Here is a 14181-nt window from a genome sequence, read left to right as displayed (position 1 = left end):
GCGCCCTCAACACTAGGGACTAAAAATACAACTAAAGGTAGATCAATCTTCCGTTTCGATTTTAATGGTACGAATCATCGACTGACCGCGACGGTAAAAACGAATGGGGACGAGCTTGTTGGCCTCTAACTTTTTAACGACGGCTCGATATTCAGCCAAATCCTGCACTTCGTTATAACCCAGCTGAACAATCACATCACCGGGGCGTAGACCCGTGGCTGCCGCCGCCGAGTTAGGCTCTACTTGGCGCACTAAAACTCCACCTTGTAAGTTTTCACGATCACGATACGATTCGCTGAGGGGTTCTAGCTTTAAACCTAACCGATCGAGACCCGCGGCACCACTGGAGCCACCCACGCTTGCTAGGGTGCTCGGGTCAGCTTCGCGCTCACCCAAGACCACCTCAAGTGTTTTTTGCTTACCGCCACGCATCACCGTTAGCTCAATCTCTTTACCTGGCGCCATCCGCCCAACAAGTTGCGGTAAAATCCCAGAATCGAGCACCTCGACGCCATCAAACGCCACAATAATATCGCTGGGTTTAAGGCCTGCACTCTGAGCTGGGCTATCTGGCTCAACATCATTAACCAGCGCACCAATCGGTTTAGACAAGCCAAAAGATATAGCCACATCGCGACTCACATCGGTAATGGCAACACCCAGCCAGCCGCGCTGCACACTGCCTTTATCCATAAGCTGTGCCACCACCTCAGAGGCAACATCGGCGGGAATAGAAAATGATAGGCCATTGGAGCCGCCCGAGCGGCTGTAGATTTGTGAGTTTATCCCCACAACATCGCCTTTTAAATTAAACAAAGGGCCACCCGAATTGCCGGGATTGATCGCCACATCGGTCTGGATGAAAGGTACATACTGGCTGTCGTTAGCATGAATAGAACGCCCCATCGCGCTCACAATGCCGGCACTGGCCGAGTAATCGAGGCCGAACGGAGAGCCAATCGCCACCACCCATTGGCCCACTTTTAAATCATCATTTTTTGCCAAGCTCAAAATAGGCAAATCTTTAGCGTCTATTTTGAGCAGCGCCAAATCCGACAGCGGATCGACGCCGATAACCTCCGCCACCAATTCGCGCTGATCAAACAAACGCACATTGATTTCATCGGCCGCATCAACCACATGATTATTGGTTAGAATGTAACCATCAGCACTAATAATAAAACCAGACCCCATCGACTGAGATTGACGCTCGCGAGGGTTAGGCTGAGGAAACAAATGCCGGTAAGCCTCGGGCAAATCTTGCAACTGGCCGATGCTTGGATTGCCACTACTGACTGTTTTACTGGTGGTGATCTTCACCACCGCCGGCGCGCTTTTTTCAATTAAATCGGTAAAGTCTGGCAGCATCGCGGCACGCGCCGTTAACGCCAACATAGACATCACCAATACGCCCATCAATGTACGAACACTTAACACTGCTTTGTGCATTTAAACATCACCTCTGTATCTTACAATTACGACGCGCAACCAATTAAACGGTCGATTAACATAGCGGCGTTTGGACACAGTAGGAAAGCGAAAATTCCGAAGGTTTATAAAAATTTACACGCAAGCACATAAGCGGCAGGCAATCACCACGATGCCTGCAACTGAATTTAGCAAGAGTAGAGGGTGCTATTAAGATTGCGTCTCAGCGGCTGCGGGATCGTTGGATGAGGGAGAGATATTGTCGCCGCGCGCCTCGAGCGATTGCTCTTTAGGTTCAAATCGGTCGATCCGTAGCGTTACACGACGATTCTCGGCCCGTCCTGCGGCCGAACGATTAGATGCAACTGGATAGCGTTCACCGTGCCAACGCACTTGAATCAAATCTTCTGCGACGCCACGGGTTTTAAGGTAAGCCGCCACAAACTCTGCACGCTGCTTAGACAGCTCGAGGTTATCGGCACGCAACCCTTGGCCGTCAGTATGGCCATCAATAACCACCGTAGTGACATGCTGATCGGCCAGTACATACTGAATAACGTTATCCAATAACGGCTGCTGGTCTGGCTCAAACTCCGACATACCACCAGTAAACACCACACTACTGCGGTTTATTTGATCGTAGTTTACCGGCAACAAACCACCCAAACATTGCTGAAACTCAGTAAACGCCAGCCTAAACCGAATCGGCTCGAGCACCACACTAACCGGCGTGGAATCTGCGTACCAAGCGTGGTGTGAAAACAATAATTGCTGACCATTTTGCAGCTCGCCAATCAGCCTTTGTGAGGCTTGCCAATCCATACGAATTGGCTCGGCACCAGACACAACCGGCACCGAACCTAATCGGCGCTGTGCCGCACTCCCCTGCCATCGCGGTGCCTGCACCAATAACTGAGCCTCACCTTCGGCAAACTGGCGATTCTGCTCGTGCAAATAAAAACGCTGCGGCTCGCCAGCGCGACGCATAAATACCGCCTCGCCGTAACGATTAAGGGGCTGGTACAATTTACAGGCAAACACGCTGGCATCCACCTGCCAGCGGCTCAGCTCCATCGGCGCCTCAAAGGTGATCGCCCGCGCAGGACTGGCGCTGGCACAAATCGCGAGCAGCGCAAAAGGCGCGACAAAATACTGTCGGATTTTACGTGACCTAATCATACGCACTACCATCAATTACTTACCCCGATCGTCATCTCGACAGACACACAGCCAATTAGTCTCTATTGACGTCAGCTGTAAAGGTTCTGTTAGGGGTATCGGCTTAAGACGGCTGCGCTTTAGCGGCATTTTTGCTAGGATGCGAGCCTTTACAAACAAAAGCTCACACCATGACCCAAGAACTGACGATTACCCGCCCCGACGACTGGCACATACACCTACGCGATGGTGACGCATTAATGCGCACCGTACCCGATGCCGCGCGCCAATTTGCTCGCAGCATCGTAATGCCCAACTTAGTGCCGCCGGTCATGAACGCCGCCCAAGCGCTAGCGTATCGCGACAGAATTATGACGCAGGTGCCCGCAGGCCTTCAATTTGAGCCTCTTATGGTGCTGTATCTAACCGACAACACCAGCGCCACCGACATCAGCGCTGCACGCGCAGCGGGCGTTGTAGCGGGTAAACTTTACCCCGCTGGCGCCACCACCAACTCTGATTCTGGCGTCACCGATCTTGCACACCTGTATCCGGCGCTAGAGGCGATGCAACGCGAAGGCATGCACTTACTAATACATGGCGAGGTCACCGACTCGAGCATTGATATTTTTGACCGCGAAAAAATCTTCCTTGAGCGCTCGCTGGCCAAGCTGGTGACAGACTTCCCGGCTCTGAATATTATCTTAGAGCACATCACCACCGCCGATGCGGCCGAGTTTGTACAAAGTGCACCCGCTAACGTCGCCGCCACGATTACCGCCCACCACTTGCTCTACAACCGCAATCATATGTTGGCCGGTGGCATCAGGCCGCATTACTATTGCTTGCCCATTTTAAAGCGTCAAAGCCATCAACAAGCACTTATGGCTGCAGCGACCAGCGGTAACCCCAAGTTTTTTCTGGGTACCGACTCAGCCCCGCACGCCAAAAATAAAAAAGAAGCCGCTTGCGGTTGTGCCGGCAGCTACACAGCTTACAGCGCCATTGAGCTTTACGCCGAGGCTTTCGATGCAGCCGGTGCGCTCGAAAAACTAGAAGGGTTTGCCAGTCACTTTGGTCCAGACTTCTATGGCCTGCCACGCAATCAGGGCACAATAACCCTGATCAAGCAGCCTTGGCAGCTGCCCAGCTCACTGTCGTATTTAAACGAAACTATAGTTCCTTTATGCGCCGGAGAAACTCTTAACTGGCAAGTGAAACGCAACACCTAAAAGATTAGCTGCAATACCGTACCCAACTTAATCGAGCCCAATTTAAGGAATTTAAGTGAACCCCACACCTCCCGAGTTTGACCGAGATACCAGCTCCCCTATGGCCCAGCGTTTTCGCGGGTTCTTGCCTGTCGTGGTCGACGTGGAAACCGGTGGCTTTAATAGCGGGCGCGATGCACTGCTAGAAGTCGCTGCGGTCACCTTAAAAATGGACGAAAACGGTCTGCTATTACCAGATGAAACGCTGGAATATCACATTGAGCCTTTTGATGGCGCCAACATAGAGCAATCGGCGCTGGACTTTACCGGCATCGACCTAGACAGCCCTGACCGATTTGCCGATCCAGAACCCATGGCGATGATCGAACTATTACAGGGAGTAAGACGCGCGGTAAAAGAACAAGGCTGTACCCGCGCGGTAATGGTGGGCCACAACGCCCATTTTGACCTAGGGTTTATCAATGCGGCGATCTATCGCTGCGACATCAAACGCAATCCGTTTCACCCATTTTCGTGCTTTGATACAGCCACCCTGTCAGGGCTCGCCTTTGGCCATACCGTACTGGCCAAAACTTGCCAACTAGCAGGTATCGACTTCAACAATAGCGAGGCCCACTCGGCCGCTTACGACGCCGAGAAAACCGCTGAGTTGTTTTGCCAGATCGTCAATCGCTGGCAAGCGCTAGGCGGCTGGACGCCGCCGGAGCTATAAGGCTGGCCTTATTAAAGACCAGAGCGTTACAGCAATTGCACCTTCGGCAGTTCTGGCGCGGCAACTGCACCACTCTCGGCCGGAGCAATAACGTCGGCCTCACCGCGCGCCAGTAGTTTGCCGTCTTGATTGTGCACCTCGCAATCGAGCACCACTAAGCGAATGCGCGCTTTTAGCTCTTTTACTGTTAGTGTCACCACGGCGGTATCACCTACCTTAACGGGCTGCTTAAATTGTAACTGCTGCGCGCGATACACCGAACCCGGCCCCGGTAATTGCGTGGCAATCGCCGCCGACACCAGCGCACCCAACCACATACCGTGGCCTATAGGCTCACCAAAAACGGTTTCGGCCGCATACTCTGCATCTAAATGTACTGGGTTCACATCACCACTAACGACAGCAAACAGGTGAATAGTCTCTGCATTTAAACGGCGCTCAAACTGCGCTTGCTGCCCTAAAACAAGCTCATTAAAACCGGTCGAAATCAATTGTGGCATTAGCTGGCTCCTAAAAAGTCATTAAAAAGTCTATTGTATCGCAACCGAGCTTGCGCACCGCTATTCACGCGCCGACCAACTTGCTATGCTTGGCCCACTGACGGCGCGCTATTAATGAGTGCTTATCAATCACACAGAACAGTAAGATTAAGGGAAACAGCAGGAGACCCCATGTCCAAGCAGCAAATAATGTTTGTAGTAGTGGATCCCAACGACGAGCAACACGTCGCTCTGGAGCGTGTAGCGCTAACATCACAGCTGCAAGAGGTTAAACCTTTTGTCCATGTGTTTGTTGCCGTTGATGGCAATGCCGTTGACACTCGCGCGTATAATGCCAACCTAGTCCGCGATCAAGGCTGGTTTGATGAACAAATTCATAGCGTGCTCGATAACGCCGGCCTGAAACACCGAATCGAAGTTTCTTGGTCATCCGAGTGGCAAGAATCAATTATGCAGTCGGCCAAACGCGCCAATGCCGATTTGATTTATCTACCAGTGCACGCCAACACCAGCAATCGCCGCTTCTTCTTTACCGAATCAAAATGGGAGCTGCTCAAAGGTGCTGCCTGCCCAGTTGTACTGATTCGTCCTAGCGCTCACGCCGAGCGTAAAAAGATTCTAGCGGCCGTTAACTTCCAAGCGGTACGTGCAGTACAGATCGAACTGAACGAAAAAATCCTGGCTTCTGCACGTCATTTTTGCAAAGTTTATGGCGCTGAGCTTCACGTTGTAAACGGCTATATGGACTCCCTCAACTACCCTGACCGTGGCCGCTTAGCCAAAGAGACCGGTGTCCCCACCGATCGCATTCACGTAGACAACGGCTACACCTCCGATGTAGTTGCCAAAGTGGCTGAGTCTATTAACGCCGACTTAGTCATAATGGGTACGTTAGGCCAAAACGGCATGACAAAGACCCGGCGCGGCAACACCGCCGAGCGTCTTATTGATGCACTGGATACCGATGTTATGGTACTTAACCACGGTTAACAGGCACGTGACGTTAGCAAAACACAAAAAAGCCCAGCTTGATGCTGGGCTTTTTTGTGTTTCTTAGAACCTCAAACGCTGATATTTAAGCGGCCAACACCTCACGAACAAATGCCTCAATCTCAGCGTCTTGGCAATTCGCAAAAAAGCACTGCTGGAATCGCTCGCCTGTCACTGCTGTTTTAACCAACTCTGAATCGATGGCTTTTAATCCATCTAACAAACTTTTGCCGGTGGCGGCTTTAATCCCGTTTAAAATACCGGCATTTGCCACTTGCGACTCACGCCGCTCGGCGGGGTAACCTTGCCCCGTCAGCCCCGAGAAAGCCTTCTCAAAAATATAACGCACGTTAAGCTCGGCGCCCCAGCCAAAGCCTTTAGCAAATGGCAATGCTAACGCATTGCCATTATTAATTTGGGCAAATAAATAAGCGTCGGCCGGATCAATACAGTAACCACAACACACCCCAGGATACGCATTCAGCGACATCAAAGCGCCTTGGCCGGTGCCACAACCACTAACCACAAAATCTACCGCCTTTGAGTTAAGCAACAAGCTGGCGATAATACCCAAGTGAATATAGGTCAGGCGGTGATCGTTGTCACCCGACATACCAACGTTAAACACACTGTGGTTTTGCTCGGCCGCCACGGCCTCTAGTTCTTTAAGAATAATAGGATTTTTAGCCGCTTGGCTAAACTCGTTCATTAATGCGATTTTCATGGGATAACTCTACTGTCGATAAGATTCTGTGATTAATACCGGAACTAAACTCGGCGGCTTTACCAATAATTAACATTGCGCCAAAAAAACATTCTAATGGCCTTACCAATTTAGGTCAACGCCACAACCACAACGATCCTGCAACCACAAAATCTCCGCTGCCTACGTCTGACTCAAGCTAGCGCGCAGAAATAATCTCAATAATTTGCAAGTCAGACCAAAAACGGCCGATAATAGCCCCAAGAGTCGACCCTAATGTGGTGTAAGCAGCAGCAAAAGTGTTCTGCCTCCATGTTAAAAATAGGTAAATATTCTTATGAAACAAGTACTTGTAGGTGCCAAGATTTTTACTGGCACAAAATTTTTAAATAATCAGGTATTGGTTATCGACGGCGACAAACTGATTTTTACGCCCGAAAATGACAACGTTGTCCACAATGCCGAAGTTATCGACCTTGATGGCGGCATCTTGGCGCCCGGCTTTATTGACTTGCAAGTCAACGGCGGCGGCGGCGCCTTCTTTACCAATGATACCAGTATAACGGCGCTGCAAACCATGCTCGATGGCCACCGCCCAACGGGCACTACCAGCATGCTACCCACCCTAATCAGCGACACCCGAGCGACTCACCAAGCTGGCGTTAAAGCCGTAGCCGATGCGGTAGCCTCGGGTATGAGCGGAGTATTAGGCATTCATATTGAAGGCCCGTTCTTTGATATGGAAAAACGCGGCGCGCACAACGCACGTTATATTCGAGAAATGGAACCCGAAGACACCCAATGGCTTACCGAGATAAGCCGCGACTTTACAACCATGCTGACCTTGGCGCCCGAGCACACGCACACCGGGCAAATTAAAGTCTTGGTAGATGCCGGCCTGACCGTCTGCGCCGGTCACACCAACGCCCGTTACGAGCAGGTAATCGCCGGTATCAAAGAGGGCCTTAGCGGTTTTACTCATCTGTACAACGCCATGCGACCACTGGTGGGCCGTGATCCGGGGGTTGTGGGCGCCGCGCTTGAAAGCGACAACACCTGGTGCGGGATTATTTGCGACAACCACCATGTACACCCAGGTGCCGTCCGTACCGCATTAAAAGCCAAATCCAAAGGAAAACTGTATTTAGTCACCGACGCTATGTCGACCGTGGGCAGCCAGCAAAAATCGTTCTCTATTTACGGCGAAACCATTTTTGAAAAGGACGGTGCTCTGGTGAACGCCGAAGGCCGTCTAGCGGGCAGCGCTATAGGCATGATCGATGCTGTGCGTATTTGCCATACCGACGTCGGAGTTGAATTGGATGAATGCCTGCGTATGGCGTCGCTCTACCCTGCGCAATACTTAAAATTAGATAACAAACTAGGTCAGATCGCCACTGGCTGGCGCGCCGACCTAGTCCACTTTGACAGTGACTTTCAGGTACGTAATACCTGGGTTGCCGGCCAACATCAATCTCATACCTCCGTGGAGTCAGCATGAAAGTTGTCATATTAAACGATGCGGCAGCAGTGGCCGCTTACGGCGCCGATATTTTTAGCAAACAACTCAAACAAAAACCCAACTCTGTACTGGGCCTAGCCACAGGGTCAACCCCCATCGCCCTTTACCAAGAGCTTATTGCGCGCAACAAAAGCAACAAACTTTCATTTGCCCAAGCACGGAGCTTTAATTTAGATGAGTATTGGGGGCTCGCCGAAGATCATCCGCAAAGCTATCGTCACTTTATGAACATCAACTTGTTTGATCATATTGATATCGACAAAACCAACACCCAAGTGCCGCCGGGCAATGCCAAAGACCCACGCGCAGCGTGCGAACAATACGAGCGCGACATCATCAACGCCGGCGGCATTGACGTGCAACTTTTGGGTATCGGCCGCAATGGTCACATTGGCTTTAATGAGCCCTCGTCATCGTTAGCCTCGCGCACACGAATCAAAACCTTAACCAAAGAAACCACAGATGATAACTCACGCTTTTTTGCCGCCGGTGAGTTTCAACCCCAGCTTTCTGTCACCACCGGTATTGGCACCATTTTAGAATCAAAGAAAATCGTTTTATTGGCCACTGGCGCGTCCAAAGCTGAGGCGATCAAAGCCTGTGTAGAGGGCCCAATAACCGCCTCATGTCCTGCATCTGCACTGCAAATGCACCAAGATGCCGTTATCATTATTGATGAGGCCGCCGCCACACAGCTTAGCGATATCGATTTTTATAAACACATCGAGGCCGAAAACCAAAAACTTGAAAAAATGCTCGAAGCCCTCGAATAACACGCCAAGTAGCAACGTCCGTCTGCCGGCGTTGCTACTTATGCTCTTACAGCCATAAACATAGCACTACCCCCCAAGAACAATAATAGCGATGTCTATGACTCTTCCGGCGGCCAATCAACCTGCATTGCCGTTTTTGCCATGCTTTTTTATCAACAGCTAGCGGGGTAAAGCGTCTATTAACCGATGCTAAACAGTTATCTTTATGGGGTCGTAATATCCACAACCTACAACAATAAAGTATGTAACAATAATACCTATGACAGCCATTATTATCAGCCACCCCGCTTGCCTAGAGCACCTTATGCCCGAAGGACACCCCGAGTGCCCCCAACGGCTAGAGGCCATTCATAACCAACTGCTAAGCAGTGGGCTAGAGTTTGTGCTAACAGAGCGCGAGGCCACCGAGGTAACCGACGCACAACTGGCTCGTGTCCACGATACACAATACCTACAAAAACTTAATAGCCAACTACCTACCGAGGGCATTGCCAATTTAGGCGATGATATTTTTTTAAGCCCGTTAAGTTTAGTAGCGGCGCGCTACGCTGCCGGCAGCGGTGTGCAAGGCGTAGATCTAGTGATGCAAGGCACCACCAAAGTTGTGTTTTGCAACGTCCGGCCACCTGGCCACCATGCCGAGCGCGCACGGGGGATGGGCTTTTGCTTGTACAACAATATTGCAATCGCCGCTTGCCATGCACTGGATGCCTACGGGCTAAGGCGGGTTGCCATCGTCGATTTTGACGTTCACCACGGCAACGGCACCCAAGATGTATTTCTAAATGAGCCCCGCGTATTATTTTGCTCCAGCTTTCAGCACCCGTTTTACCCAGATACCGACATTGATGTAAAACGCTCAAACATCGTGAACGTCCCCCTACCCGCCACCACTAAAGGCCCAGAGTTTCAGCAAGCCATTAGTGACCACTGGCTGCCGGCACTAGAAGATTTCGCCCCTGAGTTAATTCTAGTATCAGCGGGGTTCGACGCGCATTTACTGGATGATATGTCGTCAATCAGTTTAACCGAGCAAGACTACCAATGGGTCAGCGAACAACTGCGCGCTTACGTAGACGAGCACCAACAATGTCGCGGCATCGTCTCGATGCTGGAAGGTGGGTACGATTTACCCGCCCTGGGGCGCAGCGTAGTAGCCCATGTTAAGGCGATGGCAAAGCTTTAGTGCGGCGCGCTATCAACCTGCACGGCACATGCTTTTCATAGCCATTTGGCTCGGTAACGTCTCAACCGCGCTATCGACTACGCCCTAAATGCCTCGGAGGACAGAGTCCACGCCACTTACATTTGTGTGTATCTGGCTTTCAAAAAGCTGTAAGTCTGCTATCGTTAGTGTGCAGTAGCTGTATACCGCTCATTATACGACTGCTATGGTTAACGGCGCCAAATGTAATCAACTGCCGTCCTCCTTAGGAGTTTGCAAAACGCAGGAAAGACCGATGTCTGAGCTTAAAAGAATCTTGTACGTTGAAGACGATCCAGACATTCGTGAAATTGCTATTCTTGCACTGGAGGATGTTGGCGGCCTAACGCTTAAAGCGTGCGAATCTGGCGAGCGGGCCTTACAAGAAATAGAAGGGTTTAACCCTCAAGTGATTTTACTGGACGTCATGATGCCAGAGATGGACGGCCCCAGCACATTATTCACGATGAGAGAACAAAGGCCTATTACCTGACTCTGTGTTAGTTTTATTTATGACCGCAAAAGTACAGCCTGAAGAGTTACACCGCTATAAAGCTCTAGGGGTTACACAGGTAATTGCAAAACCCTTTGACCCGATGACCCTAGCGGAGCAAGTAAGAGCCTTATGGGACGCATTCCGTGTTTGATTCTGCAGGCTATCACCCACTGATCGAGCTGTATATCACTCTACCTGCCTGATCTGGTTACCCCTAACTAACAATGCATCATACCGCGCTAAAAATGATAGGGAATTGAGTGATTGCAGGCATCGTTTAATAGCGCTTAAAAATAAGGCCGAGAAGTTTAAATGAAAACGCCCGCACATCCGATATATAAAGCACCGCGCCCACAAACCTTAAACGACTCCGGTTTACTCAGCCGCAGTGCGCTATTTTTTTATTCAGTTACAGGTTGCTAAATCATGAACAATGATTCTGACTCACTCACGCAACCTAATAAAACCTACTCCTATAAGCGCTTACTCTTTAGCCGTCGCGGCATTCCCGCCCTGCTCAGCTTTTTACTGGGTTTATTTTTCACCGGGCTAGCCACCTTTAGTTTGTATAAGCAGAATCAAACTAATGCGCAAAATCAATTTAACATTCATGTTGAACAAATCCTAAGCTCTATCGATAAACGTCTGCAGGATCATGAGCTGATTTTGCTCGGTGCCGCGGGTCTTATGAAGGTACAACAGAATGTTAGTCGCCAACAATGGCACGATTACGTGCAAGGCTTATTACTAACCCAACGCTACCCAGGAATACAGGGCGTCGGTTACGCTGAAATCTTCCCGGCCAGTGAGCTTGCCGTTCATGAAAAATCAATTCAAGCAGAAGGCTTTACTGACTATGCAATTAAACCAAAAGGCGAGCGCGAAACCTACTCGGGCATCAAATATCTTGAACCCTTTTCAGGGAGAAACCTAGCCGCTTTTGGTTACGACATGTACTCCAACCCCATCAGGCGCGATGCGATGCGGCGTGCGACGGAAGAGAATACAACCGCTATTAGCGGAAAAGTCAAACTCGTCCAGGAAACTCATGGTAAAGAACAAGCCGGTTTTTTAATGTATGTGCCCATTTACACTAAAAAATCTGCGCTTAACACCGCAAAACAACGTTGGCAGGCCATTGAAGGATATGTTTACAGCCCTTACCGAATGGATGATTTAATGGCAGGCATTTTCAATCGGGAGCATATGCTAATTGATTTTCAAGTGTTTGATGGAGAACCAAACGACGATGAAACACTTATGTATGAAAGCGGCTTGGCAAATAATAACCAGAAGTACAACCCTTTTATAGCACAGCGACAACTCGCAACCTATGGCCGCAACTGGACAATTAACGTTATTGCTCAGGACGGATTTCAAGCTCAATTTGATGGCCCACAAAAGTGGTTAGTACCTATATTAGGCGGCGGTATCAGCTTTTCTATTTTCATCATGATGTTGGTATTAACGGGGCGTAGGGAAAGCGCACAGCACCTAGCTAACCGAATGATAGAGCAATATACACATGCCCAAGAACATTTTGACCAACAGTTAAGCGATGTTTTTTCTGCCGCCTCTGAAGTAGCAATTATTGCGACAGATACCCAAGGCACAATCACCTTGTTTAACTCTGGTGCCGAACGACTGCTGGGGTACAAAGCCTGCGAATTAGTGGGTAACGCCACTCCTGCCATACTTCATGTCCCAGCCGAGATGGACGCAAGATCCGAAGAGCTGTCGGCACAGCTGGGGGAACCCATCTCTGGGTTTGATGTATTTATAACCGTTCCTGTTCGCGAAGGGTCCGAAAGCCGCGAATGGCATTATGTGACGAGTAAAGGGCAGAAAATAGCCGTTTCATTAACCACCACTGTAATTCGAAATGATTCGAATGAAATTACTGGGTTTCTGGGCATTGCTCAAGATATCAGTGAACGAAAACGTATGGAGAAAATGAAAAATGAATTTATCTCTACCGTAAGCCATGAACTGCGCACACCGTTGACATCAGTATCCGGCGCTCTTGGTTTGGTTCTGGGCGGGCACATGGGAGAAATACCGGATAAAGCAGAGAAAATTCTCACAACCGCACACCGAAACAGCAAAAGATTGGCTCTTCTTATCAACGACCTGCTGGACATCGAAAAAATCTCCGCCGGCGAATTACACTTTGATATGCAACTACAACCCATTGATCCAATTCTCGAGCAAGCATTGGAAGAAAATATAACTTATGGCGTAGAGCGCCGCGTAAGCATTACCCTCACCAATAAACTTCCCAATGCCCAAGTACAGGTTGACGGGCTAAGACTAAAGCAGGTAATGGCAAACCTTCTGTCTAATGCCATTAAGTTTTCTCCCGATGGCGGCTCGGTAACCATTGAGGCGCAGGCTGATGAGGAGCACTTAATCGTCAGTGTTAGCGATCAAGGCTGTGGTATTCCTGAAAACTTTCAGCACAAGATTTTTCAAAAATTTGCGCAAGCGGACAGCTCCGATACGCGAAAAAAAGGCGGTACAGGATTGGGGCTGGCAATCAGCCGAGAACTGATCGAACGCATGAAAGGCAGCATTGGTTTTGAATCAACCGAGGGCAAAGGTTGTCGATTTTTCTTTCAGCTTCCTCTGGTAAAAACAGCTGGGCCAAACAGCGAAAAAGAAACCCCTAAAACGGATGCCCTAGACAACACAACACACAGAATTCTTATTGTAGAAGATGACGCGGATGTGGCCAGCCTGTTAAAAATTATGCTGGAAGATGCCGGCTACCAAGCCGACATCTGTCACCGCGGCGCAGAAGCGCTGGAGGCGTTAAAAGCTCGTCATTACGATTTGATTAGTCTTGACTTGATGTTACCCGATATCAGTGGGATCGACATTATTCGGCACGTAAAAGAACAGGCCGATACCGCCGACATCCCCATTGTGGTCATTTCCGCAAGAATGGGACAAGGTCGGTTGGAGCTTAATAGCGAAACAGACAATATAGAATGGCTAGCCAAACCCGTTGACCACGAAAGATTAATAAACATGGTAAAACGCCACTTACCGGGGCATGAACACCCAAAAATACTGCATATTGAAGATGATGCAGACTTCCATGCAGCGATCAGAACAATAGCGACCGATCACATGGCTCTAGATCTGGCCCCGACATTAGAAGATGCCAGATCCTTACTAACGCAACATTCCTATGACGCAGTATTGTTGGATATTGGCCTGCCTGATGGCGAGGGCTGGGACCTGATCCCCACCATTAAAAGCGAGCAACCTGATGCGATCATCATAGTACTGACGGATACAGATGTCAGCGGCAATGCGCACCACGACGTTGAAGCGGTATTAATGAAGACACGGATAACAACCAAACAGCTGATAGACCTCATTCACAACCGCCTTAATTCACACCCGAAACGCATCAGCCGACCACCAGAGTAGTCGTACCGTATCGTCACAACGAGCT

Annotated in this window: 12 protein-coding genes; 8 read left to right on the top strand and 4 right to left on the bottom strand. The window is 49.8% G+C overall.

The window, feature by feature from the left end; all coding sequences use genetic code 11:
- Positions 1 to 42: 42 nt before the first annotated feature.
- Complete coding sequence (locus GILYN3_RS15065) at positions 43 to 1449, bottom strand: Do family serine endopeptidase (RefSeq protein ID WP_049723762.1); 1407 nt, start codon at positions 1447 to 1449, stop codon at positions 43 to 45.
- Positions 1450 to 1638: 189 nt separating this feature from the next.
- Positions 1639 to 2607 (bottom strand): flagellar protein MotY, encoded by a 969-nt coding sequence (locus GILYN3_RS15060; RefSeq protein WP_198147372.1) that lies wholly within the window; start codon positions 2605 to 2607, stop codon positions 1639 to 1641.
- A 170-nt stretch (positions 2608 to 2777) separates the two neighbouring features.
- Between GILYN3_RS15060 and pyrC the strand changes: the two genes are divergently transcribed.
- On the top strand, positions 2778 to 3818 hold the full coding sequence (gene pyrC, locus GILYN3_RS15055) for a dihydroorotase (RefSeq protein WP_049723760.1): 1041 nt from the start codon (positions 2778 to 2780) through the stop codon (positions 3816 to 3818).
- 100 nt (positions 3819 to 3918) lie between these two features.
- Positions 3919 to 4530: a ribonuclease T gene (gene rnt, locus GILYN3_RS15050; RefSeq protein WP_049723989.1), complete on the top strand. Its 612-nt coding sequence runs from the start codon at positions 3919 to 3921 to the stop codon at positions 4528 to 4530.
- A gap of 26 nt (positions 4531 to 4556) precedes the next feature.
- Here the strand turns inward: rnt and GILYN3_RS15045 are convergent, their stop codons facing one another.
- On the bottom strand, positions 4557 to 5030 hold the full coding sequence (locus GILYN3_RS15045; RefSeq protein WP_049723759.1) for a MaoC/PaaZ C-terminal domain-containing protein: 474 nt from the start codon (positions 5028 to 5030) through the stop codon (positions 4557 to 4559).
- Positions 5031 to 5201: 171 nt separating this feature from the next.
- Here GILYN3_RS15045 and GILYN3_RS15040 point away from each other — a divergent pair, with 171 nt between their 5' ends.
- Positions 5202 to 6020, top strand: a complete 819-nt coding sequence (locus GILYN3_RS15040) for a universal stress protein (RefSeq protein WP_049723758.1) — start codon at positions 5202 to 5204, stop codon at positions 6018 to 6020.
- An 85-nt stretch (positions 6021 to 6105) separates the two neighbouring features.
- On the opposite strand, the gene GILYN3_RS15035 is transcribed toward GILYN3_RS15040, so the two are convergent.
- Positions 6106 to 6744 carry an RpiB/LacA/LacB family sugar-phosphate isomerase gene (locus tag GILYN3_RS15035; protein ID WP_049723757.1) on the bottom strand — a complete coding sequence of 213 codons (639 nt, stop codon included), beginning with the start codon at positions 6742 to 6744 and terminating at the stop codon, positions 6106 to 6108.
- A 316-nt stretch (positions 6745 to 7060) separates the two neighbouring features.
- Between GILYN3_RS15035 and nagA the strand changes: the two genes are divergently transcribed.
- The 5 genes from nagA (at position 7061) to GILYN3_RS15010 (ending at position 14156) form a co-directional block, all read left to right on the top strand.
- Positions 7061 to 8224, top strand: coding sequence for an N-acetylglucosamine-6-phosphate deacetylase (nagA, locus tag GILYN3_RS15030; RefSeq protein ID WP_049723756.1), 1164 nt, complete (start codon positions 7061 to 7063; stop codon positions 8222 to 8224).
- Positions 8221 to 9018: a glucosamine-6-phosphate deaminase gene (nagB, locus tag GILYN3_RS15025; RefSeq protein ID WP_049723755.1), complete on the top strand. Its 798-nt coding sequence runs from the start codon at positions 8221 to 8223 to the stop codon at positions 9016 to 9018. The genes nagA and nagB overlap by 4 nt, the downstream gene beginning before the upstream one ends.
- 259 nt (positions 9019 to 9277) lie before the next feature.
- On the top strand, positions 9278 to 10204 hold the full coding sequence (locus GILYN3_RS15020) for a histone deacetylase family protein (protein ID WP_049723754.1): 927 nt from the start codon (positions 9278 to 9280) through the stop codon (positions 10202 to 10204).
- Positions 10205 to 10478: 274 nt separating this feature from the next.
- On the top strand, positions 10479 to 10715 hold the full coding sequence (locus tag GILYN3_RS16925) for a response regulator (RefSeq protein ID WP_232305610.1): 237 nt from the start codon (positions 10479 to 10481) through the stop codon (positions 10713 to 10715).
- Positions 10716 to 11144: 429 nt separating this feature from the next.
- A complete protein-coding gene (locus GILYN3_RS15010) occupies positions 11145 to 14156 on the top strand; it encodes a CHASE domain-containing protein (protein ID WP_049723753.1) in 3012 nt (1003 codons plus the stop codon).
- Positions 14157 to 14181: the final 25 nt, after the last annotated feature.

The organism is Gilvimarinus polysaccharolyticus (assembly GCF_001187555.1).
Classification (GTDB): Bacteria; Pseudomonadota; Gammaproteobacteria; order Pseudomonadales; family Cellvibrionaceae; genus Gilvimarinus; species Gilvimarinus polysaccharolyticus.
The sequence above is the reverse complement of the archived record's forward strand: the minus strand, read 5'-3'. Positions and strand labels throughout refer to the sequence as shown.